The following is a 25,223-nucleotide window of genomic DNA, read 5'->3' on the forward strand; positions in this document are numbered from 1 at the left end:
GGAATGAATGGGATAAAATATGATTATCCCCACCGGGGCGGAGCCGGTTCTAGGCGACCGGCGATTTGAGAGGGGTCTGTGTCTCAAGGCCGATGGCCATGGCCTCTTCTTCGGTGATTTTGCAAGCCTTTCCCTGAAAACCCCGGAGCATGTAGCCCCCGAAGCCCTCATCGAGATAGGGGTCGGCGTTCGGTGTGAGGGTGTTGGCGTTCGAGCGAAAGGCGCCGTAGAGATGGGGCAGGGTGGGCTCCTCTTCGGGGAACCACCAGCCATGCTCGACGTGGAGGATGCGCGGGTCCATGCCGTCAAAAAGCTTGGCCCGCTGGGCGCAGCGGCCGCGCGGTGTTTCGATGCAAATCCAATCGCCGGTTTTGACGCCGAGCTTTTCTGCGGCCTTGGGGTGTATCTGGCAGCGGGGCTCGGGGTGAATCTTGCGCAGGGTTTTGACCTGGCGGTGTTGGGAGTGAAAAAAGTTAGGGAGCCGCCCGCCGGTGATGATGGTGAAGGGAAATTCTTCTTCTGCGTGAGGCCGGGTGCCGTTGCCTTGGGCCGAGACGGTTATTTTCTCCTCGGGCGGGGCGATATAGGTGGGCAGCGGATCGTAGCCTTTGTCCTGCCAGACGGTTGAGAATATTTCGGCCTTGCCGGTATTCGTTGGGAAGCCGCCCTTTTCGCGGTAAAATTCGCTCTCGTGCTTGCGGTAGACGATGCCGTCGAACGCGCCGCCCGCCTCGACGGTCTGCTCCCAGGTCATGTCGCTTTCCTGCAGGCGCTCCTCGAAGAACTCGACGATATTGTGCCAGGGCCAGTTCTGATCTTTTCCCATCTTTCTCAAGATGTCGCCGCATACTTCAAATTCATCGCGCACCTCGCCCAAGGGCTCGACCGCGCGCACGCAGCGCACGTTGCCGTAGGGGCCATAGCCATGGGTTTCCATGAGGCGCTCTTTTTCAAAGTGTGTTGGCGCGGGGAGGACGATGTCGGCGATCTGGGCCGAGGGGGTCATGAACAGATCGACGGCCATGTGGAAATCAAGCGCCATGAGGGCGTCGAAGACTTCTCTTGAATTGCTCCAGGTCATAATCGGGTTGCCGCCGATGCTCACCCAGGCCCGGACGGGGTAGGGTTTGCCGGTGAGGATGGCCTTGAGGACAGCCGGGTTGTTGGCGTAGCGCTTGGTTAGGAGGCCTGCGCAGAGACGGAAGCGATCGGCACCGAGTTGTTTTTCGTAGGCCTCATCGGGCAGCGTTTCCCCAAATTTGTCGGTGAAGGTTCGGCAACCCTCATAGGAGGGCGCGGGGTGCATGTTTCCGCCGGGAATGTCGATGTTGCCGGTGATGACTTCGAGGATCATGCAGGCGCGGGCCGTCTGGTGGGCCGAGACGCACATGTCGATACCCACGCCCCAGGCGAGGGCGGCGGGATTAGAGGTGGAGTAAAGGCGGGCCGCGCGGGCGATGTCTGCCGCGGGGACCCAGGTGATTGCCTCGGCCAGTCTGGGTTCGTATTTCGCGCATCGCTCTTTTAAAAGCTGCCAGACCGGTTTGCAATGTACATCGCCAGCGATGTATTCGCCCGAAATGGCTACGCTGGCGCCCGGTGTGCCCGCCGGGGCCTCGGCATTGGCGTGCAGATCCCAGATGAGATAATCGCCCGATGCGTTTTTGAGCGGTTTACTCGTTTGGGTGTCAATGAGGTAGGAGGCGTTTGACCAGCGCTCGACGAAATTACGGTCATAGAGCTCCTCCTCGATGATGACGTGGATCATGCTCATGGCGAGGGCGGCGTCTGTGCCCGGCCTGACGGGGAGCCAGACATTTGCCTTTCGAGCCAGCGCGGTTCGCCGGGGGTCGATGACGATAGTCTTGCCGCCCTTTTGGGAGTGGGCGAGGGCCTTCCAGCCGAGGATGGAGTTGTGGTGGGTGATCTCGGGTTGATCGCCCCAGAGAAGGAGGCAGTCGGGGCTGCCCTCGTAGTCTGGCGAGTAGTAGTTGCCAAGGGTGGCGTTTGAGGCCGAGCGGCGGGGCATCATGCACTGGGCGCGTCCGGGCCCTGTTCGGTTGGTTGTGCCCAGGTTGAGCAGGAAAAGATCGACTATCCAGGCGACCTCGTCGGCCTTGGTGCCGTCGCCGCCGGTGATGGCGAGGGGGCCGTGGCGGTCAATGATATTGCCCAGCTTTGTCGCGCAGGTTTCAATGGCCTCGTCCCAGCCGATGCGCTCCCATTTGTTCTCTCCCCGGGCGCCAGCGCGCTTCATCGGATGGAGCAGGCGGTCTGGATGGTAGAGGACCTCGATCCCGGCCCGGCCTTTTACGCAGAGGTTTCCCTTGTTGTTAGGATGATCCGAGTCGCCCTCGACACGCACGGCGCGACCGTCCTCGACATGGACCTCGATGCCGCAGCCCCCTTGGCAGAAAAAACAGCCTGACCGCACAACACCAGTGAAATTGTCCTGGCTCATCGATTGTCCCCAGAAGGAGAAGGAAAGAGGGTCAACGTTTCCTTATCAATTAAGATAAAATAGTCTTTAATGTGGATTCTGTCAACATCTACAGGACATTTGTGGTTGAATAGCTCCAGTCGCCGGGGCGATGAAATGGCTCTATAATTAGGACACACGCTTTGTTGGTGGCTAGCTGTTCATCGAGGTGGCGGCTGATTATCTATCTGTTTTGTTTAGAGAAATTTCCTTTGAGAGAGGTGGAATGACAACGGCAACGACGGCGTTTTATGAGGCGCTGGAAAAAGGGGCGAGTGGCGAGCGGCTTTCATTCGAGGAAGGTCTTGCTCTTTTAGAGGGTGATGATTTGGCTGCCCTTGGCGCGGCGGCGGACGAGGTTCGCGCCCGAAAACATCCCGAGGGCATCATCACCTACTGTATCGACCGCAACATCAACTACACGAATGTGTGTGATGTGTATTGCACGTTCTGCGCATTCTATCGCCCACCGGGAGATCATCCCGAAAGCTATATCCGCACAAAAGATGAAATACGGGAAAAACTAGATGGTCTTTATGCAGCAGGCGGCAAGCAGATTCTTCTCCAGGGTGGGCATCATCCCGATCTTCGTATCGAGTGGTATGAAGATCTTTTCCGGTGGATGAAGACCGAGTATCCGGATCTTCATCTCCATGCGTTGAGCCCGCCCGAGATTCATCACATCTCAAAGCTTGAGGACATGCCCTACGAGAGAGTTATTTCGCGTCTTAGGGAGGCCGGACTTGATTCGATACCGGGCGGCGGCGGCGAGATTCTGGTGGACCGTGTGCGCCAAAAGATCGCCCGCCTGAAAGTGGACTCAGGTGGCTGGCTCGACGTTATGCGCCAGGCGCACCGGCTTGGTGTGCGCTCCTCGGCGACGATGATGTTCGGGCATGTTGAAACACCCGAAGAGCGTATCGAGCATCTTGATCGACTGCGCGCTCTTCAGGACGAAACTGGCGGCTTCACGGCTTTTATCTGTTGGACGTTTCAAAATGACGGTGCCGCGGCGCTCAAGGCGCAGACGGTGGGGAGTAGCGAGTATCTGCGCACCCTCGCCATTAGCCGACTCTATCTCGATAACATCGACAACGTGCAGTCTTCCTGGGTGACGCAAGGAATGAAGGTTGGCGAGCTATCGCTTCGTTTCGGGGCGAATGACATGGGTTCAACCATGCTTGAGGAAAACGTTGTCAGCTCGGCGGGAACGGTTCATTGTTTAAACGAGCCCGACCTTCACCGCATGGCCCAGGCGGCGGGTTTTGAGCCCCGGCGCCGCAACTTTTTCTATGAGTTAATTTAAAATGACTTTTCTTGCTGCTGCTCTGGGGATCTTCGGTGTGTTAATGCTCCCGACAGGAGGAATTTTCTTGCTGATGGTGTGCGCGCTATTGTGCGCGCGCGAGTCCCACCGCCTCCGAAATTTGAGCCAACTCGATGACTGGCGCTGGGAGGTTGATTTGGCCGGCCTCAGGCGGGCGGCGTATGCCTACAAAGCGGGCAAAAAATCGGTTTTTCTAAGGCCCCGCAGATTTTATGACCCACGCTAGCGGCAAGGCGAACGGCACCCGTCAAGCTCAGCCTTCTTTTGAAACTAGATATCTTTGGCAGGCGGATTTGGTCTGTCCTGTCGGCTCTCCGCCGATAAGGGGTGGCGCTGTCCTCACTCGTGGCGGGCGCGTTGAGGCTCTGGGTTTGCCAGAGGAGATTCTGTCGCCGGGGCAAGTGGTCCAAGAGAGAGGTTTTGGCCGGGCAATACTTATCCCAGGCCTTGTGAATGCCCATACCCATTTAGAGTTGAGTGGCGCACGAATTGAGCCCGCCCCGATGGGTGAGTGGATCGTAGGCCTTGTACGGGAGACGCGGGGCTGGCCGCCTCATCTTTTTCTTTCCTCATCAAGTCTGGGCGTGGCCGCCTCCTTCGAGGTGGGTGTCACCTGTGTGGGCGATATATCGGCCTCGGGACATAGCCGGCGGATAATGTCAGATCTGGGGATGAAGGGGATTGTCTTTAAAGAAGTGTTAGGGCTTTTATCTGCCGAGGCGGATAAGATTGTCGAGAGTAGAGTGCTAGGCGATGCGGTGCCCGACACGAGTGCCCTGCGGTTCGGGGTAAGCCCACATGCGCCCTACACCACGTCGCTTTGTCTCTATCGCTCTGCGCTCAAAGCTGCCCGAGAAAACGGATGGCCCACTGTCACGCATCTTGCCGAGAGCCCTGAGGAGGCTCGATTTATCAATGGGGGAGATGGTCCGCTTGCCGAAATGCATGAGGCGCTGGGTAGCCCCACGGTGGATTTTGAGTCTGCTAATTCCTCACCTGTCCGATATCTATCGGATGGTGGTGCGCTAGCAGGAATTGATTTGGCGGTCCACTGCAACCAGACGGATGAGGCGGATTGGGCTCTTCTGGCCGAGGCTGGTGTTTGCGTCTGTCTTTGTCCGCGCTCGGCCGTGCACTTGGGACACCCTTTTGCCGACGCCGCTGGCATGCGGCTGGCGGGGCTGAATTTATGTCTGGGTACGGATAGCCGAGCGAGTAGCCCTTCGCTTTCGGTGCTTGAGGAGGCGGCTGCGCTTTGGGAGGCGGACCCTGAACTGAGCCCCGAGGTGCTTCTTGAGATGTGCACAGTGGCGGGCGCTGAAGTGCTCGGATTCAGGCAAGAAGGAGTGGGGCGAATTGTCCCCGGCGGGGTGGCGGATTTCGCTGTCGTTGAGCCGCCGCCCGGAAAAGATGAGCCTGAGCTTGCTGATATCTTCCACCCGGCGGCAAGAGTTCGCACGACAGTATCGGACGGTGTTATACGATTTGAGCGTGGCGATTAGCGCCGCTGTTTTCAAGTTCTCCCTTCGGGACTAGAATAGGGTTTTCTCAATTCAAAGGATGGATTGGGATTTTTTGATCTTTATGTCCCGTCGGGACTAAATTTTTACATGAAAGGATATTTTGATGGCAAAGAAAAAATCTGCAAAGGAAGTGATTTTTGATGATAGCAACTGGAAAACCCGTACGCCGCGCTACGATGTGGCCGAGGCGAATTTCGGGCGCGTTCTCGCTGTGCGGATGGCGCCGGGAGACGATCTCTATGGCACTACGGTGAAAATCTGCAAGGAAAAAGGCGTGAAGGCCGGGGTAATCGTCAGTGTGGCGGCGAGCCTTCAAAGGGCAACGCTTCGGAACGTTTGGCAGTTTCCCAATCCTTGGCCCATCAACGATGAGTGCCGGATCTTCACACCAATTGAGGGCCCGCTCGAATTGCTCCAGATGAGTGGCAACATTACTCAGACCGAAAAGGGCGAGACCTACCTGCACGCCCATGCAACGATATCGATGGGCCGCCCCGAGGGGACCTGTTTTGGCGGACATCTCGTCGAGGGGTGCACCATTTTCAGCACCTGCGAGATGGTGATTGCCGAGATCGATAATCTTGCTTTCATGCGCCTGATGGATAAGCAGACGAAAGTGGGCGAGATCTACGGCATCCCGACTGATGGCATGTCAAAGGCCGATATCAGCAAAGAGGTTGCTCGGCGCAAGGCGCGACCAAGCCCTCACGGGAAAAAATAAATGCTCACACCCGAGCAGGTTAGTTTTGTTCTCCGGCTGATTGAAGCCGCCGTTCTGGGCGGCCTCATTGGCCTGGAGCGCGAGCGTAACAACCAGCCCGCCGGGCTGCGCACCCATATAATCCTTTGCCTCGGTTCCGCTCTGATAATGGAAGTTTCCATGCGCATTGGCGATGGAAGCCCGACGAGCGATCCCGGTCGCATTGCGGCCCAGGTTGTTAGCGGCATCGGTTTTCTGGGTGCAGGCGCGATTATGAGAATGGGCGCCTCTGTCCGGGGGCTGACGACGGCGGCGAGCATTTGGACGACGGCGGGAATTGGCCTTGCCGTCGGTGCTGGTTTCCATGTCGAGGCGGTTGCGGCGGTGGTGATCATGCTCATTTCGCTTGGCGTTCTTAAAAAAGTAGGTCGGCGAATTTCTGCCCGGCGAAGCTTTAAAGTAGTGGAAATTTATGTGAGCGGCGAGGATGAGGAATCGATCATTCCCGAGTTCGAGGACATTCTCTCCAAAGAGCGATGTGATGTGCGTGAAATTGATGTGAAAAAAAATCTCGAAAGCGGCGAGATGAGAATACGGATGCAAATCGCCGCCCCCCGGGATTTTGAGCCGCCCCGCCTGGTGGAGGCCATCACCCGCAGAGACGGCGTGCTCCGCGCCGAGGTGCGCTAGCCCGATCTTTTTGAACTCTTTTTTATTTCAGAGAATCTTTGTAGCGCTGGTTCATGCTCTGGCCGATTCCGGCCATGACGGCGGTGGTGATATCGAACGTGGCGTCGAGCACATCTTCTGCGATTCCTGCTTTCCCGGCGGCCGCCAGGCGGTGGTCCACTCAAGGCTGGCAGTTGCGCACGATGGCGACGGCGATACCGATGAGGGACTTTTCGCGGTCGGTGAGTAGATCTGTTGCGTGGGCGTCGCGGTAATATTTTCGAAAATCTGCTCTCTCACTCATATCAATCTCCTTTGCGGGCCGGGGCCTTTGGCCCAATGAAAAGCGTTAAACTTCCATATGATTTCGGTGGAATGATTATAGGCAGTCGGGTCGGCATCTAAAAGCGGTCGGGGTAATCATGCAAACACGAACGTTGGGCTGGGGTTTTCTCGCAATTTTATGCTGGGGCTTGCTTCCCACAGTTGCGGGAGGCTCGCTGAGCCAGACACATCCGGCCTGGGTGCTCACCGGGGCTTTTGTCGCCTCCTCGCTGGTATTCGCCTATCTGCCTCCTTTTATGGGGTTGCCGTCCGTTTCCGAGCCCGAGGCGTCCCGCGCCCGTTGGCGCGGACGGCTACTTGGTCTCTGGGGTCTTTTCTTTTTCCATGCTTTTTATTTTGAGGCAATTCAGCGCGCACCGATTGTCGAGGCGATTTTAATTAATTATCTGTGGCCGCTTTTTATTGTGCTCCTGGCCTGGGTAGTGCTCAGGGAGCCTTTTCGGCCGGCGATTGCAGTGGGCGCGCTGCTCGGCGCCGGTGGTGCTGTGCTGGTGGTAGGTGGGCAGGCGGCTGTGTTTGAGAGCCGTCATGCGCTGGGATACGGATTTGCGCTCGCAAGTGCCACGGCATGGTCAAGCTATACAGTTCTTTTGAGTAAATGGGGCGGGGGTCGCGAGTTTCTCCTTCCCGCATCGATTTTAAGCGTCGGGCTCTCTATTGTCTGGCTGCTCGTTGCGGCCCCGCCTGGTGTCGCTTGGCCCGAGGTGCCCGGGCCCGCCGCATGGGGAGGTATTTTCTATTTGGGCGCCATTGCGGTTGGTGTCGCAATACTCGCCTGGGAGAGAGCTGTATCCGGGGACGAGGTGGCCTTGCTCGGGACCTTGTCATATCTCGCGCCGTTCCTCGCGGCTTTTTTCCTTTGGCTGATTCTTGGAAAACCAATCGGCGAGTTCACCGCCGCCGGAATGGTATCTATCGTGGCAGGTGGTTTAGTTGCAGCCCGGTGGGGAGGCGGCGGTAAGAAGAAGCTGGTGTCAGGTGGCCGAGGCGATTGAGAAACCGGCCCAGGCGGCAAGCAGGCTGCCCGCAACCGATAGCGCGATGTTCGCTGCCGCTGCCGACCATCCACCCCCTTGAAGAAGCCGGAGCGTTTCGAGGCTGAAAGTCGAAAAAGTAGTGAACCCGCCGAGTACGCCGACCATGACGACAAGCCGAGCCTCTACCGACATGAAATCGCGCTCAAGCACCAGGAAAGCGAGCCATCCAATAATGAAAGAGCCCACAATATTCACCGCCAGGGTGGCGAGGGGAAACTCGCCCTTCGTCATGCGCTGGACGGCGATGACCGTGCCGTAGCGCATCATGCTTCCTGCCGCTCCTCCGATAGCCACCCATAGCCAGTCGAGCATTAGCTTCCTCATCAATAAACCAGGTGGCTCACGCCCGGATTTTATCCCCGGCCACAGCCTCGAAAACCTTTGCATTCAGGTAAATTCGCCTAAAAATCGCACTTTTTTCGATATCCGGCAAGTTAGTGAGCCGCGTCACTCAATCTATCCCGTATCCCGTCGATATGAATGTCATAGGCGCGATGCCTAAGGGATTTTTAAGAAGCGAGGCAGAGCCACTTAACTCCAGGGAAGGAGTAGGAAAATGTATTTGAGGACACCGACTCAAGGAAGAGACAGGTCAAACAAGCAGAACAGATGGGCCAAGCGCGAGGAGGCGCAGGCAGATAATTACATTACTGGTAGCCTCGGGTTTCAGAAATTGCCTGAATGGGTAATTTTTCTGAGGCATTCGAAGAGCGATGTAATAAAGAGGCGGAACCGTTAATCCTTAACGGGACATCTCCTAATTAGATCAAATGAATTCTGTTCCTATATTCTCGTAGCGCACTTTTTAGTCGGGCTCCAAACGGAGCTCGGCCTAAAAACCCCTCGCCGAAAAGTAATCTCCTTCATAGTCCAAAGCATAAAAGTGTGTCGCGTCACTTTGCGTGAGTAACGCAAGATACATCATTTTATTCTTCCTAAATACATATTTAAATAAAGGCGGTGGCAATGGTTGTCATCGTTTGGAAGCGGCTAGGATTTGTGTTAGTCGCATTTGTTAAGGAGGGTTGGAGTATGAGCCAGGCTTCTCTCTTCCGCAGTGAGAAAGATAGCCAGCACGAAGAGAAAAAAATATCCGCGCCTAATAATAAGAAAAAAGAGGAATTGAATATGCCAGCTAGCGTGTTGAAAGAGAAAAGCCATGTTGAGGCGCATGCCGAATCTGTAGATAAAAAAGAAATGGTACCCGAGTGGATGCGGTATCTGATTCGTTCTTTGGATGAAGCCGAGGAGCGAAAAAAAAAGCGTCTTGAGGAAAAAAGCGATCTGTATAAGTAGCGAGATTTTCTTCCGATAGAAGGGCTCGGGCCTGTTGGTCCGGGCCCTTTCTCTTTGTCCGGGCAGTGACTAGAATTGAACCATGTCCGGTTCAGATAACTTTCAGAAAATGGCAACCAACTGGCGCGATTCGATCCTCGAGGATCTCGGTGCATTGTCCGACAGTAACCTGCGCCGCAAGCTCCGGCTCCTCTCTGGCGCTCAGGGGCCCTTGATTCATTTTGAGGGCCGCGAAGTCATTCATCTTGCTGGTAACAACTATCTTGGCCTGGCAGATCATCCTGCGCTTGCCGATGCCGCCGCCAAAGCTGCTAGTGAGTGGGGCTCAAGCGCCGCCGCGAGCCCGCTTATCTCCGGTTACATGGAGCCGCACGAAGCGCTTTCCCGGCAGCTTGCCCAATTCAAGGACAAAGAAGCGGCCATCCTGTTTGGCTCGGGTTTTCTTGCGAACCTGGGTCTTATCTCCAGTCTCGCTGGCGAGGGCGATGCCATTTTCAGCGATAAACTCAACCACGCGAGTATTACTGATGGTTGCCGCCTCAGTCGGGCCAAAGTGCATGTTTTTGCGCACAGCGACATGAACGATCTCGAAGATAAATTAGATAAGGCCACTGGCGCGCGTCGGCGGCTTATCGTTGTGGATGGCGTGTTCAGCATGGATGGTGATCTCGCCCCCCTCGATGATTTGGCGGCTCTTGCCGAGTGCCATGACGCAATACTGCTCGTGGATGAGGCCCACGCGACGGGTGTTATTGGGCCTGAGGGGAAAGGCGCTGCGGCGCATTTTGGCGTTCAGTCGGGCGTCGGTGTATCGATGGGAACGCTTGGTAAGGCGCTGGCCTCCTATGGCGCTTTTGCCTGCTCGGATTTTGAGGTGATCGATTATCTCGTTAATCGCGCCCGGACGTTTATCTATTCCACTGCGCTGCCTCCAGGCGTGCTGGCGGCGGCGGGGGCTGCTATTGAGCTTGCCTCGGGCGAGGAGGGGGCGCGGCGGCGCGGGCGGCTGGCCGATCTTTGCGGGGTGTTTCGTGCCGGGCTTGAGGAAATGGGGTTCGAGATGCCGGGGCGGTCTGGGGATGCAGAGGTGCCGATTTTTCCGATCATTGTCGGGGAGGCCAAGGATGCACTTGCGCTTGCTGATCATATGCTTGATGCCGGTGTGTTTCTGCTGGCGATTCGTCCGCCGACTGTGCCCGAGGGAACCTGCCGCCTCCGGGCGACGCTTACCGCCACCCACACTGCGGCGCAGATTGGCCATGTTCTCGATGCGCTTGAAAGCGGGATAAAGAAGCTGGGTATCGGGCCGCAAAAGGTCTGAGGCATCGGAATTTTATTTCAATGACAGGAGAGCTCAAGATGCCGGTCATCACCGCCCATCATCATTTTATGTCCGAGGCGGCTATGCCTGGGAACCGATTTCCCCCAGGAGATGCACAATGGCGCCGATATCAAGGTGCATGTAGAGAGTATTCTCGCCCTCGATTTTCCACTAGAGGATATTTCCGCTATCCTGAGCGGGAATATTGCCGAGGCATTGGGGTTGTAATTGTTAACGATGTAGGAAAATGGTTGCCGCTTTTTTTAAATACTTTAAGGAAATCTCTTCATGTCGAAATCGAAATCCAGCTCAAAATCGGGAAAGCAACGAAAGAACCAGACAGCACAAAAAAAAGATAACGGAAATGTAATTGCCATTGCCGCTATTGTTTTGATAGTGGCGGGCATCGGATATTATTATTGGAATTCACAGTCTGTGGAAAATACTTTTCTAAAAGAAGCGGCCTCTGGGAAATCGGTTACCGAAAAGATCAAGACTGTTGCTTCAAAGGGAAGGACCCATTTGCGGGCCGGCCAGAATCAAAATTACCAAGACGCCTATCCCACCTCGGGATCGCACGACCCAAGACCTACCCAAACGGGATTTTATACGGAGCGCCAGAAACCCACAAAGCTCGTTCACGCGCTTGAGCACGGCAACGTTGTCATCTACTACGACAAGCCCGGCGAGAAGGTTCTTGAAACGCTTCGCTCCTGGGTGTCGCTCTATTCGGGCCCTTGGGACGGTGTCATCGTCGCTCCGTCGGCAGGCATCGGTCAGACAATTGTGTTGACGGCCTGGGTCAAGAAACTGCGCCTCGAAAAATTTAACCAAGCCGAGGCGGCAACGTTCATCGATCTTTTCCGGGGCCGCGGGCCTGAAAACCGGGTTCGCTAAAAGAGGTTGTCGCTAATACTAATTTTCATAAACATAAATATATAAAATATTCTGTTCTCGTTTGTTGCGTAATTAACAATCCTTACCACAAACTAGAGAGAAATATGGATACCCTTGATTGGATAACTATATTCGAGTGCCATTTGAATTAGGGTGTGATCTTTCACCTCAAATGGACGCTCTCAAAATAATCGAAGAGCACCAAAAAACCTCCGCGAATTTCTGGAAAAATACCATTCCCGGTGGATTGCTTGTCCAAAGAATTCTAGCCGTGTGTCACTAATATCCCAAGAAATACGACGATTGCCGCGAGTACGAGGTTGATCGTGAGCATCGTGCCGCGCTTGGCTTTAAAGCCCTCAAAGCCCGTTTTCGACGTGAGTGCGACCCCGATGAAGATGATGATCAGGGCGAGGACGATTTTAGTGATGAGGGCGTGCGGAATGCCCACCCCGGTGCGAATGAGCCGGGTGATGTGGTGAATGCCCGTGAGAACAAGCATGGCGAATGAGCCGTGCAGAATAGGAACGAATTTGGCGCGAAGGGCGGCCATGCATTTTTGTTTCTCGTCCTCAGGCAGGCTTTCCATGTAGGGGAGTGCCACGAATTTTAAAAAAGCTACCCCGCCGACGGCGAGGATGGCGCTGATGACGTGGATCGATGTGACGATGACATTTCCAATGCTGTAGTTCATGTTTTCTCCTTGGTTCTTGGGGTGGTGACGGTTAGCCCAAGTATCATTGTTTTTCTCGTATTTCAGAGCAAGTGGTATTTTGAGTGTACGCCCGGATTATTCGGGCCGCATCGTGCCGAGGGGCTCTGCGATGAGAAGCCGGGGCTCGCTCACGCTTTGGACCTCCTCGGCGGTGAGTCCCGCCGCCACCTCTCGTAGCAACGGGCCCTCTGGGGTGAATTCGATGAAAGCAATGTCGGTGAAAAGTTTTTTCACAACACGAGAGGCCGTCAGGGGGTAGGAGCACTCCTCTAGCAGTTTGAGCCCGCCGTCTTTCATCAGGTGGGTCATGATGGCGAATACGCCGCCCGCGCCTGCCGCAAGGTCCATGGCCCCGCCGATGCCGCCCTTTCCGGCGCCGGGCACCGTCCAGTTCGCAAGATCCCCTTGTGCCGATACCTGAAGCGCACCAAGCACGGCGATGTCCACATGCCCGCCTCGTATCATGGCAAAAGCATCGGCGTGCCCGAAAATTGCTGCGCCGGGTATCGCCGTGACAGGCTCGCGCGAGGCGTTGATTAAATCCTTGTCCTCCGTGCCGGGCTCTGGGAGTGGCCCTGCCCCGAGGATGCCGTTCTCAGCCATGAACATCACCCCGCGGGCGGCCTCGACGTAATTGGCCACCAGGGTCGGAATGCCGATGCCGAGGTTGACCACAGCTCCGGCAAGAATCTCCCGAGCGACGCGGCGGGCTATGTCGGCTGGCGTCAGCGCGGATTGTTTAAGTTTCTGATCGGAGCTCAAGGTCTTCTCCCAAAACGACGCGATCAACATAAACACTAGGCGTGTGGACACTCTCGGGTGCGATATCTCCCGGCTCGACGATGACTTCCACCTCGGCGATGGTGATTTTGGCTGCCGTTGCCATGACAGGATTAAAGTTTGCCGCCGTGCCGCGGTAGGTGAGGTTGCCCAACCGATCCCCTGTGTGGGCTTTGATGATCGCCACATCGCCGGGCAGGGCGTATTCAAGAAGCGCCTCTCGGCCTCCGAAGGTGCGGCTTTCTTTTCCCTCGGCGGCTTGGGTGCCGGGGCCGGTAGGGGTGTAGAAGGCGGGGATGCCCGCCCCCGCCGCCCGGATTCGCTCGGCCATGGTGCCCTGGGGGATTTGTTCGAGCTCGATCTTTCCTTCCATATAGATCTCGCGGAACACGAAGGCGCTCCGGTGGAAGGCGTAGGTGCATATGAGCTTTTGAATTTTTCCCTGCCGGAAAAGAACGGCGAGGCCGCGCTCGCCAAAACCTGCGTGGTTGGTGACGATGGTCAGCTCTTTGGCCGGGTGGTCCGCCATGGCGACCAGGATATTTTCGGGGACGCCCACCCCGCCGAAGCCGCCGAGGAGAATGGTCGCCCCGTCGGAGATATTGGCAATGGCGGCGGCCGACCCGGACCACACTTTGTCTTGCACTGCGGGGTGTTCATCGGACAACGGATAAATTCCTCTTTAAAAATAGTGGTTCGCTATTTATGCGGGATTGGCGCTGAAAAATCCAGAGACCGAGGTGTTTTATGCCGCCGGTTGCCTGCACGCCCGCCCTGCCATAAAGTGTGGCCGCTCAATCCATTCATGCGAGGAAGACATGGCAAAAAGTAATGCGAACGATGCGGCATCTGGCGGGGAGGCAAGCGGGCTCAAGGGGCTCTACCTTTATCTTTCGGTTTTTCTATCGGGCGGCTCAATACTAGTCATCGAAATAGCGGCTGGACGTGTGCTGGCCCCCCATTTTGGAAACACGCTCTACACCTGGACTTCCATGATCGGGATCATTCTCGCCGCCCTTGCGGTGGGGTACGCCATTGGTGGCCGTATGGCGGACAGGAACCCCTCTTTCAAAGTTTTTTTCATGATTATGGTGGTCGGCGCGGGTCTGGTGGCGTTGGTGCCATTTTTGCGGGCGGCGCTTTTACCCACACTAGAAAAGGGGCTGAACCTGCGCTCGGGGCCCATCTTTGGCGGGCTGCTCCTATTCTCGGCGCCAGCTTGTGTCCTCGCGGCGCTTACCCCCTACGCGGTAAAACTCTCGGCCCGCGGAGATGAGACGCTTGGCACAGTGGCTGGAAACCTTTTCACATGGTCCACTGCCGGGAGCATCTTTGGCACATTCATCACCGGTTTTTTGCTGATTCCTGCCTTTGGTCTGAATGCCATTTTCGTAGCGACGGCCATCGCGCTGGCGGCGGTCGGCGGCATCGGTATCTATCTGTTTGGCGATGTGAAGAATTTGAATTCGCGAAATCTTCAGAGCGTTCTTGTTTTTGGTTGTAGCTCGATTCTCGCCGGTGCGGCCTGGTCGGGTAGCCCCCCTGGCTTGACCAAGCAGACGGTCCATTTTCAGGAGAACATGTACCACACCCTCCGCGTTGTTGAGAAAAAAGAAGATGGCAAAGACGTGCGCCAGCTTTATCTCGACTATCAGCCAGAAGGGGCAATGGTGATTGGTGACGATACCGCCACGTTTTTTCGGTACACCCAGTTTTTGAAGCTTGGCCCGGTGGCGGTGCCTAATATCCGGCGGATGTTTTTCATTGGCGGCGGCGCGTTCACGATGCCCAAGGCGCTTCACCTGCTCCGGCCCGAGGCCGAAGTGCTCGTCGCAGAGCTTGACCCGGATGTGAGTGCGATTGGCCGAAAATACTTCCGGTTGGATAAGTATCCAAAAATCAAAATCGAAAACGGTGATGGGCGGAGTACGTTAAAGCGCTCGAAAGGCAAGTGGGATTTTATCGTGGGTGACGCTTATCGGGGCTTGAGGAACATTCCCTCACACCTGGTGACGCGCGAGTTTTTTGCCGAGGCGCGAGACCGCCTTGCTCCCGGAGGAGCGATGCTCTTGAATCTCATCGCCGCACGCACTGGCCCCGGCGGGACGATATTTGCCTCCGTTTATCGGACGATGGCCGCTGTTTTCCCTGAGATACTTGTCTACAGCGTGGACCCGCATCTGCCCGCCTATGCGCAGAATGTTCTCCTGCTGGCCTTCCGGGATCGCGACCCAGATCTTCGTCGTAAGTTTTTAGCGCAAATTGAGACCAATCCTGAGCTTGAGTTCGCCAGAAAGGCCCGTGTCGAGGCGCCCTCGCCTCGCGTCTATGGACCCGTAATGACTGATGAGTACGCCCCGGTGGAGTATCTGATTAACCTGGGACTTTAGAAAAATCTGCGTCTCTCGGGCTGCTATAGCCTCGCAGGCTCTCAGCCCTGAGGCCTTTTGATAAAGGGCACCCCCATGGCTAAGCACCGCATTGCTCTGCTTCCCGGAGACGGCATCGGAACCGAGGTCGTTAACGAATCCGTTCGCATGCTCAAGGCGCTCTCGAAGATTGAACGCGGGCTCAAGTTCGAATTCACCCGCTATCCCTGGGGGAGCGATTTTTATCACAAGACAGGCCGCATGGCCCCTGAGAACTATCTCGATAAGCTGGCGAAACACGATACGATTCTTCTCGGGGCGGTTGGGCGGCCTGATATACCGGATCACATTACCCTGCAGCAGCTTTTGCTCCCCATCCGACGGGCGTTTGACCTCTACATCAATGTAAGGCCGATTATTCTTTTCGAGGGGTTAGAGGCGCCGCTCAAGGGATATGGCCCCGGCGATATCGATATGCTGTTTTTCAGGGAAAACGTCGAGGGCGAATATAGCCCCGCCGGTGGGCGGCACTACGAGGGTTTTCCGACTGAGATAGCGATTCAGAATTGCATCTTCACCCGGCAGGGCTGCGAGCGAATTATCAAAGCGGCTTTCGAGGCGGCGCTAAAACGAAAAAGAAAGCACGTTACCAACGTCACCAAATCGAATGCCCAGGGCTACACACTTGTACTTTGGGATGAAGTATTTGAAGAAGTTGCTGCGCGCCCGCGCTATAAAAAAATTAAAACCGCCAAGTTCCTTGTCGATGCCGCAGCCCTTGAGTTCGTGCGCAGGCCTGAGATTTTCGATGTGGTGGTGGCAAGTAATCTTTTTGCCGATATCCTGACGGATCTGGGTGCAGGCATTGTTGGCGGCCTCGGCGTCGCGCCCAGCGCCAATATCGGCGCCGCAGGATTTCCTGGTTTTTTCGAGCCCGTGCACGGCTCTGCCCCCGACATCATGGGCAAGGGAATCGCCAATCCGGTGGCGACGATGTTCGCCTCGGCGATGATGCTCGATCATCTGGGCGAGAGCCGCTCTGCCAAAAGGGTGGACGCCGCCGTGCGCGCGCATCTGGCGGGCGGCCACCGTACCCGCGATCTGGGCGGCGATGCCAATACGCGCCAGGCCGCCAACGACATCATCAAACGGCTTTAGGAGCGCGGCATGTCCATTACGACGGGGCGCGGGGACGACGGGGGGACCGATCTCTGGTTCGGCGACCGGGCCGCAAAAAGCTCGCCTCAGGTCGAGGCATTGGGTGCGCTAGATGAAGCCAAGGCGGCGCTTGGTCTTGCGCGCTCGCAGGTCCCGGCGTGGTTGGCACCTGAAATTCTCAAAATCCAAAAAGATTTATTCTTGGTGAGCAGTGAGGTGGCCACCCTCAGGGGAAAGGTCCATCGTCTCAAAGAGCGCCCCGGCCCGGAGCTGGTCGATTGGGCGATGGGGCAGATCGCGCGCTATGAAAAAGTTATCCAGATAACCGATTGGGTTATATCGGGGGATACACAATCCGGTGCCGCGCTCGATCTGGCCACGACATTCATTCGTCGCGCCGAGCGCAGGTGCTCGCATCTTCAAGAAGAGGGTTTTATCGACAACCGGGACCTACTTGTATTTGTGAATCGCTTATCCGATTTGGTATTCTTGATGGCCCGCGCCGCAGACCGAGGGATTGAAGTGCCAGAGTAGGGAGGCCTACCCGAGATACTGCTCGCGCACGAGTTCGATGCCCACCTTGATTGCCGCGGCGAGCGGCACTGCCAGCAGGATGCCGACAAAACCCATCAATTCGCTTCCGATCAGAATCGCCGATATCACCACGACGGGGTGAAGTCCCACCCGTCCGCCGATGACACGCGGGACAAGAAACATACCTGCCGCCGGTGAGATGATCGCGAATACGATGAGAACAGAGATTGGATGTGTCCAGTCCTGGTGTTGAATCGCGGTGAAGGCGAGGGTGATCGGAAGACCGACTATCCATTCGACATAGGGGAAGATGCTCGCCATGCCGGTGAGGATTCCCAGTAGAAGCCAAAAAGGTGCGTCGGCGAGATATAAACCCAGCGTATAGAGCACCGATAGAGTAAGGCCGACGATGAGCTGGCCACGGATGAAAGAGCCGAGCATTTCGTCGAGCTGATTGAGGCGTTTGTGGACTTCATTCCGGTAGCGAGGGGGAATGTTTTTGTAAAATCCCTTAGTGAACTCTCCAAAGTCGCGGAGGATGTAGAAGGTGAGGATCGGTATCAGGGCCAAAAATGCCATGCCGATAACGAGAGAGAAAAGGCCCCGCCCGGTTTTGAGCAAAAAGCTTCCGCCCGATCGTATGGCGTCAAGGGGAAGCTGGCCCAGGGCCGCGAGGTTTTCAGACAAAAACTTTTTTGTCGCCTCGGGTCGCGCTACCTGAAGACGAATCAGGGCAGCCTCAAGCCAACCTTCTAAAACTTCTATGTATCCGGGCAGCCGATTGCTGAAGGTGACAATCTGTTTTTCGACAAGCGGCGCAAGGGCCACCCAGAGGAGGAAAATGGAAATCCCGAGAGTGAGCAGGAGGATGAGGATCCCCGCCGTCCGGGGAATTTTTTTCTCCTCCATGATTTTGACTACCGGGTTCAGAAGATAGGCGAGGATAAAAGAGACGACAATCGGAAATAGGGCCCCGCGCGCGCTAATGGTCAGCCATATCGTCCCTATCAGGATGAGGATGAGCCAGATGCGCTTCCAGGTGAGCAGGTGTTGTGCGTCCTGTTCTTTCATTCGCGAAATGGTCCTTTCCTAGCCTTCGGCCACGGGCGGCCTGCCGCCGGTCTGATCGCTGTCCGAGTTCTTGGCGAGCATTCTAGCACCCACGAAAAACGAATAGTGAATCCCCGAAATGGCAGTCAGCGTGCCGGTCAGGTAGTAAAGAGCATCCATTGCCATGGAGGCCTCCGAGCCCAATGTCCATGCCAGCAATGCGAAAACGATTGTTATCATTTGTGCCGCCGTCGTGTACTTTCCGAGGCGCGAGGGCTCGGGGGTGATGAAGCCGTGTGTCAAATAGAACGAAAGATAGCCTCCGCTGATCAGCACGTCCCGGCAGATAATAAGAATGGCGAGCCAGGCGGGAATTTGCCCGTTCATCCCCATGAGGACATAGGCGGAGAACATCAGCAGCTTGTCGGCCATTGGGTCGAGCGTTGCGCCCAGCGAGGAATACTCTTCGCGCGAGCGGGCGATGTAGCCGTCGAGTGCATCACCCAGACAAGCGAGACCGAAGACGATGAATCCCAGGCCGGGGCGCCGGTAAACCATGCAGACAGCGAACCCCGGCACCATCAGGAGCCGCAATACAGTGATTTTAGTGGCGAGGGTGAAACCCCGTGAAGTATTTACAGCCATCTATCCTGAAATCTCCGCACAAATGAAAAATCTCTTAGGTGCCGCAAATTATAACACAGCTTCTATCGGCGGACTTGTGGACTGGCGGTTTTGACGGGTACCGCAGCTCTGACAGGCGGCGGAAACGCCCGTTTCACTTCGGGAAGTAGCGAATCGGCCAGCCGAGTACTTGCTCTGGCCAGTGCAGAGCGGTATCCGCGAGCGCCGCGAGCGCGCCGAATACGGATTTGCTTTGACCGAATGGCGATGACGGCCCCGTCGTCCACCCGAATAACCCGGGCGTTGGCAAGGCCGACGACCGCCCCCCCCCGTTCACGCTCGACAGTGGCGCTCGCTGTGATGACAAACGGGCAGCCATAGAGATTGCCTAGTGCTCGGGAGGCGTCCACATCGCCGCTGACGGCGGCGTGAATTTGCCCGGGGCGTGCGGGCTCGCGCTGACCGCGCGGGCTCACTGGGGTGTATCCGGCGCGGGCGAATTTATACATCAGCCGCCTCTCGGCGACGCCGAGTTTGTCCGATTCAATACGAATCGCGCTTTTGCGGCCCTGCGCCCCGGCTCTGAGGACTTGTTCCTGAACGAGAAAAAGGAGGCGCGATTTTCCTTTTTTTGTGTCGGTAAGATGAAGAGAGCGAATCGCCTCGTTTACGGCAGTGAGATCCACGACAACATCGAGCTTAACTTTGAGAAGCCGGTCTTTACTGTTCACCTTCCGGCTCATCATCCGGTAGCTCTGTACGTATTGATCCGCCTCTTTGAGGATTGCGCCGTCAATACGCGATTGGTATTGAATCATCGCCGCCTCGCCCATGTTCTTAAGGATTGTTCTGTAGACGGCCTTTCGAAGGCCGGCGGCGATGGCCTTTTTCTGGGCCTGGGCCCTGTTCTGACGAAGAATGACCGAGGTGCCGTCCACCTGTTGGTGTCGTTTGTCTGAATCCGCCGCGGCAAGAGCCGGACCATTTGTCACAGCGAGCATAAGAGCGGCTACGATAGCCCCAAGCAGGCTGTGCATCAGCGTTTTGTCCCGCTTTTTTTAGGTCGGGCTGCGTACATTTTACTTTTAGGTCGAGACGCGGATGATCTGCTTTTAGGCCGAGATGCAGACGATTTGCTTTTTGGCCGGGTGTCAGATGATTTACGCGCAGGCCTGGCGACTGGTTTTTTTTTCTTGGAGACAGCTTTTTTTTCGCTGGGCCGGGCAGAAGGACTTTTTTTTCTTGGCGCGGTGGATATGGATTTTTCATGGCCGGGCGTGAGACCCGTGGATGACTTGAGGCGGGCAACTTCTCTATCCGTGAGGGTTCGGATGCTGGCCCGGGAGATGCCTCGGGTGGTGATGCCGCCGTAGGAGCGCCTGACGAGTTTCAGAACAGGATGGCCGACGGCCTCGCACATTTCCTTGACCTGGTGGTTCTTGCCTTCCCTGAGTTCAATTTGAAGCCAAGCGTTTCGCTCGGTTTTGCGGCCCATGAGCTTAACGCGCCTTCCCTCGCTGCCCTCGCCGCCATCACCTCCGGCCATGCGGTCGAGGCGGCGAATTGCCCGCTCATCGGGAGCGTGTTTCACCTTTACTTCATAGACGCGAGGGATTTCGTATCGTGGATGAGTCAATCGATGTGCGAGATCGCCATCGTTGGTCAGCAGAAGTAGCCCCTCGGCATCAAAATCGAGCCTTCCGACAGGAAACACACGCTTGCGCTTAGGAGGAAGAAGGCCAGCCACCGTGGGGCGGTCCTTTCCTTCCTCATCGCGCATGGTGGTGAGTACGTTGATCGGCTTGTTCATGGCCAGATAAACCGGGCCCTCGCGCTCTGAGATGAGCTTTCCCTCGACCTTGATCGAGTCCCGCGCCGGGTCGGCTTTCGCTCCCATTTCTTTGACAGTCTCACCGTTAACCGATACGCGCCCCCAGCGGATAAGGCGCTCTGCCTCGCGGCGAGAGGCGACCCCGGCCTGGGCGATGATTTTCTGGAGCCTGATTTCGGACTCAGACATTTCGAGTATATCTCCAATGAAAACGGCTGCTATCAAAAGTCGGGGGAATTATAGCCTTTTCTCCCGGAACACTATAATCTTGACCTACAGCTAAAGAAATTATTTCGCAACCACCCGAAGGAGAGAGTGTCACTATGGGCGGGTTTGAGGGGCGCACAGCCACCGGCGCCAGCGGGTTGAATCTCCCTGAGGGCTTGCCGGAGCGTCGATATTCATCTCCTCGGCTACTCGGTATCCTGAGTTCACCGCAGTATAATGAGTTGAGACAATAGCCTGCGGCAGCGGGCGAGGGCTCGCGTCGCTCATTTTCCTGTAATTCATTTTCATGGAGAACGGTCATGGCAAACTCCCCACCTGGGTTCTCAGGTATCAATCATGTCGCCATCAAGGTTCACAACATCCGGGCTGCGGTGAATTTCTACGTCGAAAAACTGGGTTTTAAGATTACCCGTGTCGTGGAGCCGGGGATGATGTCAGGTGCGACGAAAATCTTCGGCGGCTGCTTTATCCGCTGCAAGAACCTTCATCACGACGTTTTGTTAATGTTCACCCCGGAGGATAGCCCCAGCCAGACGGCCCCGAGCGCACTGGTTTCGAACAGGGGGATGCACCATTTTTCTTTGCGCGTGGGCTCAAAGGCCGAGCTCGATACTTGGGCGGATTATTGTCGGGCCGAGGACATCGAGATGTTCTGGGAGCCAGCAGTTCACAGTGTCACCCATCCCGAGGGGGACGGATTTTTCGGCGAGCACCGGGGGTTTTTCATTTCCGACCCCTCGGGAAACCATATCCAGATTCTGTGCGACATGGCGGAAATCGACCCCGAGACGAATCGCGTCGATGAAGGCTGGTTCCGCGATAGGCTTGAGCGCGACGGGATTGATCGGAATGCTTCCGATCCGCCCCCGGCCTGGGAGCCCGATTCTGCCTTTATGGATAAATAGCCGTAGTGGCCCCCGGTAGGGGTGGGCCCTTCTTAGGCATGGGCGGACGTACCTTTTTTTGAACATTCATCCGATCAGCCCCGCTTTGGCGGTTGAAGAATTTGCTATTCACACCATTAACCTGTGGGGCAAAGAAAAAGAGGAGAAATTGATCATGGCCTGTTTTGTTGACCATATTCACCTGCTCTCAGAGGATCTCGAGGCCGCTGCGAGTTTTTACCAAACGCACTTTGGCGCGACGCTCCACACGCCGTTGGGGCCTCACGGCGATGTGCCCGGTATAAGTGTGGAACTGAACGGCGTGGAAATCCGTATCCGAGGCCATCGACCGACCGATCCCAAGGGGCCGGGGAGCAACTTGCATCACATTGGCATTCGGGTCGATGACCTGGATGCTTTCTCCGAAGGCCTGGAGCGAGCTGGTGTGGAATTCACTAAAAAGCCCGGCCCGGGCGCCGTGGGGATTAGGACGGCATTCATCAAAGCGCCGGGCGGCGTTCTGATTGAACTGGCGGATGAGGCGGTCGGAGAATCCGATAAATAAGATATCGGCGAAAATGGTTGGCCCTAGTGACGCGAGCGGGGTTTCGTGCCAAGTTCCCATAAAGGGGATTATTATGTCCGAAATAGGCTCGCGACGCTCTATCGCCATTTTTGTTGTCTACCTGACAGGGTTTGGTCAGGGTGCGTGTTTCGTCACATTCCCCGCGCTGGGAAATGTCTTCAAAAACCAAGCGTTTCATAATTTTTCCAACGCCGATTTTGGCTCCCTGTTTGCGCCGATGATCGCCCTGGCAATCCTGACCTCGATCTTCGCCGGGCCGGCAGCGAGGCGCTGGGGCCTCAAGGTGGTTTTATTGGCCGGGCTCATTTCCTATGTGCTCTCGATGGGGGCTCTGGCCTCAACACAATTAATTCTGAGGGAGAATGTTCTCACCTACCGGATAACGCTCCTGGCCATTTCCGGCGTCGGGGTTGGAGTCGGAACCACCCTGACGGCGCTGAATGCATATGCGGCGGGCCTATTCAGTGAAAAATCCGAGGCCGCCCTCTCTGGCCTCTACGGAATTATGGGCGTGGGAATGGCCCTTACGCCCTTGATGGTTGGCGTATTTATCGAGTCGGAAACTTGGTGGGCCGCGCCCATTGTACTCAGCGTGTTTTTCCTCTTTCTCTCGGTGGCGGTCCTCGTCCTTCCGTTGTGGGTGGCTCCGCCTCCGCCAGACACCGAGGAGGGCGGCGTGTGGTCGTTGCTTCGGGGCCTGCCGCCACGGGTCTGGGGATACGCGGGTTTTATTTTTCTTTACGGAATCTGCGAGACGCTTTTCGGTAATTGGGCGGTGATTTTTCTTCACGAGGAAAAAGGGCTCTCCCCGCAATTGGCCGGTCTTGCCCTCTCCGTTTTCTGGGCCATGATGACGGCGGGCCGTTTTCTAGCTGCGGCCATTTCCTACTGGTTTCCGGTTCGCTGGCTTCTTGTTGGTATGCCCGCACTTATTCTGGTGACGCTTTTCGCGCTCCCGGGTGTTGAGGGGCATATTGCGAGCATTGCGGTGTTCGGCCTAGGAGGGCTTGCCTGCTCGGCCTGCCTGCCCTTTGCGGTCAGCTTCGCTGAGGGGGAGTGTCCGGGAACATCGGGGCTCGTCTCGGGATGTATGGTCTCCTCCGTTATGCTTGGCATCGGCGCTGGCTCCTGGGGCGTGGGGTGGATACAGGAGGCAGGCGGCATTTCCTTTTCGGCGATCTACACGGGCTCAGGGGTTTTTGCGGCGGGAATGGTTGTTCTCGCCTATGTGCTTGCGCGGGCGCCCCAAGCCCTCGTGTCTGAATCCGCTGGGGCCTAATCGCCTTTTTTACCCATGTGCTTGGTTCGTGCCTCCGGTCTTCATCGTGGAAATTATCTATTTCAAAGGATAATTGGACCTCCTCGTGTGCAGGTTTGAATTACCGCACGCTTTTTCCTTACAATATAAACATAGAAATTCGAAGAAAAAATTCGGGTGGCTCAGGAGGGGGCCGAATGGAAAAGCGATTTGTTTATATTTCTGGAGCCATCACGCTTCTTGGCGTTTTACTGCTATCGGCGCTTTGGGAGTTTTATCTTGAGGATATTTTCCTCCCCATGCTCGGGGGGCATCATGAGCCTGAGCCCCTCTGGGAGCGCTGGGAGTACATTGCCTCTGCCGTGTTTTTTGCCGGGATAGCGATAGGAATATCTACCCTGATTTCGCTCCGGTTCATTAAGATTGCCGAGCGCCATAAACAGGAGCTTGAGGAGGCGCAAGAGCGATTCAAGAACAGCATACTCACCACCCCCTGGGAATAGCGCGGCCCCGCGGTTCGTGATTTTCCTCGGCGATCCCTGTATCCTTCTCTAATCCTTTTATTCGGTTCCGTCTCGTTCACCTGCCATCAGAGGAGCGTTCTCCATGGCGGACAAAAAAATAACGACCTGGCAATCTCTGTCTCGCGCATCTGTGTGCCGCTACCCAAACAGGTGGCGAGCGCGATTTTTTTGCTGTCGATGTTGGCAGATGGCGCATCAAGGCCATTTCCAGCTTGGAGGATAATTAGGCGATGGATTTAGAGGGAAAGGTAGCTCTGGTGACGGGCTCAAGTCGGCGAATTGGCACCGCCATGGCTGTGGCGCTGGGCGAGCGGGGCGCCGCCGTCGTGGTTAATTATTTTTCGGGAAAAGAGCGGGCCGAGGAGGTCGTGGCGCAGGTGGAGGCTGCGGGAGGCCGGGCCTTTGCCCATGGGGCCGATGTCCGGGACCGAGGCGACGTGCGAGAGATGGTGTCGCGGGCTGTCGAGACTTTCGGGGGGCTCGACATTCTCGTTAACAATGCGCGCCAGATTCACCACAGAAAGCCTTTTCTTGAGGTGGATTGGGAAGAGGAGATGTGCGCCCAAATGGAAGTGCACCTCGGCGGGGCCTTTCACTGTTGTCAGGAGGCCATTCCCCACATGTTGAAGCGGGGCGGCGGCGCTATCGTCAACATGCTGAGCACCGCCTACCGGACGGCACTCACTGACCAGCACGCCTACGGGCCGGCCAAGGCGGCGCTGCGCAACTTCACCATGAATTTGGCGGCCGAGCAGGGCCCGCTCGGCATTCGGGTGAACTCCGTCTCTCCGGGTCACACGGTTTCAAAAGAATATCCAAGTCGGCGCTCGGGGGCCATTCTCGATCAAATCCGCGAGCGCGCTGCCCTGCGCCGCGTCGCCTCCCCCGAGGAGGTGGCCGAGGCGGTGGTATTTCTTTGCTCGGATGCGGCTCGTCATATCACCGGGGTAGACTTGCCCGTGAACGGGGGAACGGCCATTGCCCTGTAAAAATAATGTTTGGAATCTTGAGCTCAATGGGTTGGGCTAAGTGATAATGAGAAACGCTATTAGACGAATATTTTTTTAAAATTTAGAATTTATTTTTCG

General features: G+C 56.3%; 28 protein-coding genes. 18 read left to right on the forward strand and 10 right to left on the reverse strand.

Annotation, left to right across the window (positions count from 1 at the left end; all coding sequences use genetic code 11):
* Nucleotides 1–49: 49 nt before the first annotated feature.
* Nucleotides 50–2,461 (reverse strand): molybdopterin-dependent oxidoreductase, encoded by a 2,412-nt coding sequence (locus tag HOJ95_10735; protein MBT6395173.1) that lies wholly within the window; start codon nucleotides 2,459–2,461, stop codon nucleotides 50–52.
* Between the two features lie 244 nt (nucleotides 2,462–2,705).
* Here HOJ95_10735 and mqnC point away from each other — a divergent pair, with 244 nt between their 5' ends.
* The 5 genes from mqnC to HOJ95_10760 all read left to right on the forward strand — a co-directional run bounded on the left by mqnC (nucleotide 2,706) and on the right by HOJ95_10760 (nucleotide 6,719).
* Nucleotides 2,706–3,785, forward strand: a complete 1,080-nt coding sequence (gene mqnC / locus HOJ95_10740) for a dehypoxanthine futalosine cyclase (GenBank protein ID MBT6395174.1) — start codon at nucleotides 2,706–2,708, stop codon at nucleotides 3,783–3,785.
* A 1-nt stretch (nucleotide 3,786) separates the two neighbouring features.
* On the forward strand, nucleotides 3,787–4,032 hold the full coding sequence (locus HOJ95_10745) for a hypothetical protein (GenBank protein ID MBT6395175.1): 246 nt from the start codon (nucleotides 3,787–3,789) through the stop codon (nucleotides 4,030–4,032).
* Complete coding sequence (locus tag HOJ95_10750) at nucleotides 4,019–5,308, forward strand: amidohydrolase family protein (GenBank protein ID MBT6395176.1); 1,290 nt, start codon at nucleotides 4,019–4,021, stop codon at nucleotides 5,306–5,308. The genes HOJ95_10745 and HOJ95_10750 overlap by 14 nt, the downstream gene beginning before the upstream one ends.
* Before the next feature lie 124 nt (nucleotides 5,309–5,432).
* Nucleotides 5,433–6,050 carry a DNA-binding protein gene (locus tag HOJ95_10755; protein ID MBT6395177.1) on the forward strand — a complete coding sequence of 206 codons (618 nt, stop codon included), beginning with the start codon at nucleotides 5,433–5,435 and terminating at the stop codon, nucleotides 6,048–6,050.
* On the forward strand, nucleotides 6,051–6,719 hold the full coding sequence (locus tag HOJ95_10760) for an MgtC/SapB family protein (GenBank protein ID MBT6395178.1): 669 nt from the start codon (nucleotides 6,051–6,053) through the stop codon (nucleotides 6,717–6,719).
* A gap of 22 nt (nucleotides 6,720–6,741) precedes the next feature.
* On the opposite strand, the gene HOJ95_10765 is transcribed toward HOJ95_10760, so the two are convergent.
* Entirely contained in the window at nucleotides 6,742–6,879 is a 138-nt protein-coding gene (locus HOJ95_10765; GenBank protein MBT6395179.1) for a hypothetical protein, read from the reverse strand.
* Between the two features lie 241 nt (nucleotides 6,880–7,120).
* Between HOJ95_10765 and HOJ95_10770 the strand changes: the two genes are divergently transcribed.
* Nucleotides 7,121–8,038 (forward strand): DMT family transporter, encoded by a 918-nt coding sequence (locus tag HOJ95_10770; GenBank protein MBT6395180.1) that lies wholly within the window; start codon nucleotides 7,121–7,123, stop codon nucleotides 8,036–8,038.
* On the opposite strand, the gene crcB is transcribed toward HOJ95_10770, so the two are convergent.
* Nucleotides 8,018–8,392 carry a fluoride efflux transporter CrcB gene (gene crcB / locus HOJ95_10775; protein ID MBT6395181.1) on the reverse strand — a complete coding sequence of 125 codons (375 nt, stop codon included), beginning with the start codon at nucleotides 8,390–8,392 and terminating at the stop codon, nucleotides 8,018–8,020. The genes HOJ95_10770 and crcB overlap by 21 nt on opposite strands.
* 720 nt (nucleotides 8,393–9,112) lie before the next feature.
* Between crcB and HOJ95_10780 the strand changes: the two genes are divergently transcribed.
* The 4 genes from HOJ95_10780 (at nucleotide 9,113) to HOJ95_10795 (ending at nucleotide 11,594) form a co-directional block, all read left to right on the forward strand.
* A complete protein-coding gene (locus tag HOJ95_10780; protein MBT6395182.1) occupies nucleotides 9,113–9,376 on the forward strand; it encodes a hypothetical protein in 264 nt (87 codons plus the stop codon).
* Nucleotides 9,377–9,485: 109 nt separating this feature from the next.
* Nucleotides 9,486–10,697, forward strand: coding sequence for an 8-amino-7-oxononanoate synthase (gene bioF, locus HOJ95_10785; GenBank protein ID MBT6395183.1), 1,212 nt, complete (start codon nucleotides 9,486–9,488; stop codon nucleotides 10,695–10,697).
* A gap of 38 nt (nucleotides 10,698–10,735) precedes the next feature.
* Nucleotides 10,736–11,056 carry a hypothetical protein gene (locus HOJ95_10790; protein MBT6395184.1) on the forward strand — a complete coding sequence of 107 codons (321 nt, stop codon included), beginning with the start codon at nucleotides 10,736–10,738 and terminating at the stop codon, nucleotides 11,054–11,056.
* Nucleotides 10,986–11,594: a DUF3105 domain-containing protein gene (locus HOJ95_10795; GenBank protein MBT6395185.1), complete on the forward strand. Its 609-nt coding sequence runs from the start codon at nucleotides 10,986–10,988 to the stop codon at nucleotides 11,592–11,594. The genes HOJ95_10790 and HOJ95_10795 overlap by 71 nt, the downstream gene beginning before the upstream one ends.
* A 265-nt stretch (nucleotides 11,595–11,859) precedes the next feature.
* On the opposite strand, the gene HOJ95_10800 is transcribed toward HOJ95_10795, so the two are convergent.
* The 3 genes from HOJ95_10800 to HOJ95_10810 all read right to left on the reverse strand — a co-directional run bounded on the left by HOJ95_10800 (nucleotide 11,860) and on the right by HOJ95_10810 (nucleotide 13,735).
* Entirely contained in the window at nucleotides 11,860–12,288 is a 429-nt protein-coding gene (locus HOJ95_10800) for a hypothetical protein (protein MBT6395186.1), read from the reverse strand.
* Nucleotides 12,289–12,384: 96 nt separating this feature from the next.
* Nucleotides 12,385–13,101 (reverse strand): 3-oxoacid CoA-transferase subunit B, encoded by a 717-nt coding sequence (locus tag HOJ95_10805; protein ID MBT6395187.1) that lies wholly within the window; start codon nucleotides 13,099–13,101, stop codon nucleotides 12,385–12,387.
* Complete coding sequence (locus HOJ95_10810) at nucleotides 13,049–13,735, reverse strand: 3-oxoacid CoA-transferase subunit A (protein MBT6395188.1); 687 nt, start codon at nucleotides 13,733–13,735, stop codon at nucleotides 13,049–13,051. The genes HOJ95_10805 and HOJ95_10810 overlap by 53 nt, the downstream gene beginning before the upstream one ends.
* A 172-nt stretch (nucleotides 13,736–13,907) precedes the next feature.
* On the opposite strand from HOJ95_10810, the gene HOJ95_10815 reads away from it, so the two are divergent.
* The 3 genes from HOJ95_10815 to HOJ95_10825 all read left to right on the forward strand — a co-directional run bounded on the left by HOJ95_10815 (nucleotide 13,908) and on the right by HOJ95_10825 (nucleotide 17,150).
* A complete protein-coding gene (locus HOJ95_10815; protein MBT6395189.1) occupies nucleotides 13,908–15,479 on the forward strand; it encodes a fused MFS/spermidine synthase in 1,572 nt (523 codons plus the stop codon).
* A 75-nt stretch (nucleotides 15,480–15,554) separates the two neighbouring features.
* Nucleotides 15,555–16,616, forward strand: coding sequence for a tartrate dehydrogenase (locus tag HOJ95_10820; protein MBT6395190.1), 1,062 nt, complete (start codon nucleotides 15,555–15,557; stop codon nucleotides 16,614–16,616).
* 9 nt (nucleotides 16,617–16,625) lie between these two features.
* A complete protein-coding gene (locus HOJ95_10825; GenBank protein MBT6395191.1) occupies nucleotides 16,626–17,150 on the forward strand; it encodes a cob(I)yrinic acid a,c-diamide adenosyltransferase in 525 nt (174 codons plus the stop codon).
* Nucleotides 17,151–17,156: 6 nt separating this feature from the next.
* On the opposite strand, the gene HOJ95_10830 is transcribed toward HOJ95_10825, so the two are convergent.
* From HOJ95_10830 to HOJ95_10845, 4 genes are all read right to left on the reverse strand, one after another.
* The gene (locus tag HOJ95_10830) at nucleotides 17,157–18,221 is read right to left on the reverse strand and encodes an AI-2E family transporter (GenBank protein MBT6395192.1); all 1,065 of its coding nucleotides are present in this window, start codon (nucleotides 18,219–18,221) and stop codon (nucleotides 17,157–17,159) included.
* Between the two features lie 18 nt (nucleotides 18,222–18,239).
* Nucleotides 18,240–18,845, reverse strand: a complete 606-nt coding sequence (locus HOJ95_10835) for a CDP-alcohol phosphatidyltransferase family protein (protein MBT6395193.1) — start codon at nucleotides 18,843–18,845, stop codon at nucleotides 18,240–18,242.
* A 62-nt stretch (nucleotides 18,846–18,907) separates the two neighbouring features.
* Entirely contained in the window at nucleotides 18,908–19,861 is a 954-nt protein-coding gene (locus HOJ95_10840; GenBank protein ID MBT6395194.1) for a hypothetical protein, read from the reverse strand.
* Nucleotides 19,861–20,844 carry an rRNA pseudouridine synthase gene (locus tag HOJ95_10845; protein MBT6395195.1) on the reverse strand — a complete coding sequence of 328 codons (984 nt, stop codon included), beginning with the start codon at nucleotides 20,842–20,844 and terminating at the stop codon, nucleotides 19,861–19,863. The genes HOJ95_10840 and HOJ95_10845 overlap by 1 nt, the downstream gene beginning before the upstream one ends.
* Nucleotides 20,845–21,182: 338 nt before the next feature.
* On the opposite strand from HOJ95_10845, the gene HOJ95_10850 reads away from it, so the two are divergent.
* The 5 genes from HOJ95_10850 (at nucleotide 21,183) to HOJ95_10870 (ending at nucleotide 25,124) form a co-directional block, all read left to right on the forward strand.
* A complete protein-coding gene (locus tag HOJ95_10850; GenBank protein ID MBT6395196.1) occupies nucleotides 21,183–21,788 on the forward strand; it encodes a hypothetical protein in 606 nt (201 codons plus the stop codon).
* A gap of 58 nt (nucleotides 21,789–21,846) precedes the next feature.
* Nucleotides 21,847–22,332 (forward strand): VOC family protein, encoded by a 486-nt coding sequence (locus HOJ95_10855; protein MBT6395197.1) that lies wholly within the window; start codon nucleotides 21,847–21,849, stop codon nucleotides 22,330–22,332.
* Nucleotides 22,333–22,405: 73 nt separating this feature from the next.
* Nucleotides 22,406–23,632 carry an MFS transporter gene (locus HOJ95_10860; GenBank protein ID MBT6395198.1) on the forward strand — a complete coding sequence of 409 codons (1,227 nt, stop codon included), beginning with the start codon at nucleotides 22,406–22,408 and terminating at the stop codon, nucleotides 23,630–23,632.
* Nucleotides 23,633–23,808: 176 nt separating this feature from the next.
* Nucleotides 23,809–24,114, forward strand: a complete 306-nt coding sequence (locus tag HOJ95_10865; protein MBT6395199.1) for a hypothetical protein — start codon at nucleotides 23,809–23,811, stop codon at nucleotides 24,112–24,114.
* A gap of 251 nt (nucleotides 24,115–24,365) precedes the next feature.
* Nucleotides 24,366–25,124 (forward strand): SDR family oxidoreductase, encoded by a 759-nt coding sequence (locus HOJ95_10870; protein ID MBT6395200.1) that lies wholly within the window; start codon nucleotides 24,366–24,368, stop codon nucleotides 25,122–25,124.
* Nucleotides 25,125–25,223: the final 99 nt, after the last annotated feature.

The organism is Nitrospinaceae bacterium (assembly GCA_018669005.1).
Classification (GTDB): domain Bacteria; phylum UBA8248; class UBA8248; order UBA8248; family UBA8248; genus UBA8248.

Excerpts from the sequence above, each read along its gene's own strand:
- HOJ95_10800 (MBT6395186.1), bottom strand. The coding sequence starts at position 12,288 with ATGAACTACAGCATTGGAAATGTCATCGTCACATCGATCCACGTCATC.
- HOJ95_10850 (MBT6395196.1), top strand. The coding sequence starts at position 21,183 with ATGGCAAACTCCCCACCTGGGTTCTCAGGTATCAATCATGTCGCCATC.
- HOJ95_10865 (MBT6395199.1), top strand. The coding sequence starts at position 23,809 with ATGGAAAAGCGATTTGTTTATATTTCTGGAGCCATCACGCTTCTTGGC.
- HOJ95_10770 (MBT6395180.1), top strand. The coding sequence starts at position 7,121 with ATGCAAACACGAACGTTGGGCTGGGGTTTTCTCGCAATTTTATGCTGG.
- HOJ95_10745 (MBT6395175.1), top strand. The coding sequence starts at position 3,787 with ATGACTTTTCTTGCTGCTGCTCTGGGGATCTTCGGTGTGTTAATGCTC.
- HOJ95_10820 (MBT6395190.1), top strand. The coding sequence starts at position 15,555 with ATGGCTAAGCACCGCATTGCTCTGCTTCCCGGAGACGGCATCGGAACC.
- HOJ95_10840 (MBT6395194.1), bottom strand. The coding sequence starts at position 19,861 with ATGCACAGCCTGCTTGGGGCTATCGTAGCCGCTCTTATGCTCGCTGTG.
- HOJ95_10805 (MBT6395187.1), bottom strand. The coding sequence starts at position 13,101 with ATGTTGATCGCGTCGTTTTGGGAGAAGACCTTGAGCTCCGATCAGAAA.
- HOJ95_10755 (MBT6395177.1), top strand. The coding sequence starts at position 5,433 with ATGGCAAAGAAAAAATCTGCAAAGGAAGTGATTTTTGATGATAGCAAC.
- HOJ95_10860 (MBT6395198.1), top strand. The coding sequence starts at position 22,406 with ATGTCCGAAATAGGCTCGCGACGCTCTATCGCCATTTTTGTTGTCTAC.
- crcB (MBT6395181.1), bottom strand. The coding sequence starts at position 8,392 with ATGCTCGACTGGCTATGGGTGGCTATCGGAGGAGCGGCAGGAAGCATG.
- HOJ95_10735 (MBT6395173.1), bottom strand. The coding sequence starts at position 2,461 with ATGAGCCAGGACAATTTCACTGGTGTTGTGCGGTCAGGCTGTTTTTTC.
- HOJ95_10760 (MBT6395178.1), top strand. The coding sequence starts at position 6,051 with ATGCTCACACCCGAGCAGGTTAGTTTTGTTCTCCGGCTGATTGAAGCC.
- HOJ95_10790 (MBT6395184.1), top strand. The coding sequence starts at position 10,736 with ATGCCGGTCATCACCGCCCATCATCATTTTATGTCCGAGGCGGCTATG.
- HOJ95_10795 (MBT6395185.1), top strand. The coding sequence starts at position 10,986 with ATGTCGAAATCGAAATCCAGCTCAAAATCGGGAAAGCAACGAAAGAAC.
- bioF (MBT6395183.1), top strand. The coding sequence starts at position 9,486 with ATGGCAACCAACTGGCGCGATTCGATCCTCGAGGATCTCGGTGCATTG.
- HOJ95_10870 (MBT6395200.1), top strand. The coding sequence starts at position 24,366 with ATGGATTTAGAGGGAAAGGTAGCTCTGGTGACGGGCTCAAGTCGGCGA.
- HOJ95_10835 (MBT6395193.1), bottom strand. The coding sequence starts at position 18,845 with ATGGCTGTAAATACTTCACGGGGTTTCACCCTCGCCACTAAAATCACT.
- HOJ95_10750 (MBT6395176.1), top strand. The coding sequence starts at position 4,019 with ATGACCCACGCTAGCGGCAAGGCGAACGGCACCCGTCAAGCTCAGCCT.
- HOJ95_10830 (MBT6395192.1), bottom strand. The coding sequence starts at position 18,221 with ATGAAAGAACAGGACGCACAACACCTGCTCACCTGGAAGCGCATCTGG.
- HOJ95_10815 (MBT6395189.1), top strand. The coding sequence starts at position 13,908 with ATGGCAAAAAGTAATGCGAACGATGCGGCATCTGGCGGGGAGGCAAGC.
- HOJ95_10780 (MBT6395182.1), top strand. The coding sequence starts at position 9,113 with ATGAGCCAGGCTTCTCTCTTCCGCAGTGAGAAAGATAGCCAGCACGAA.
- HOJ95_10845 (MBT6395195.1), bottom strand. The coding sequence starts at position 20,844 with ATGTCTGAGTCCGAAATCAGGCTCCAGAAAATCATCGCCCAGGCCGGG.
- mqnC (MBT6395174.1), top strand. The coding sequence starts at position 2,706 with ATGACAACGGCAACGACGGCGTTTTATGAGGCGCTGGAAAAAGGGGCG.
- HOJ95_10825 (MBT6395191.1), top strand. The coding sequence starts at position 16,626 with ATGTCCATTACGACGGGGCGCGGGGACGACGGGGGGACCGATCTCTGG.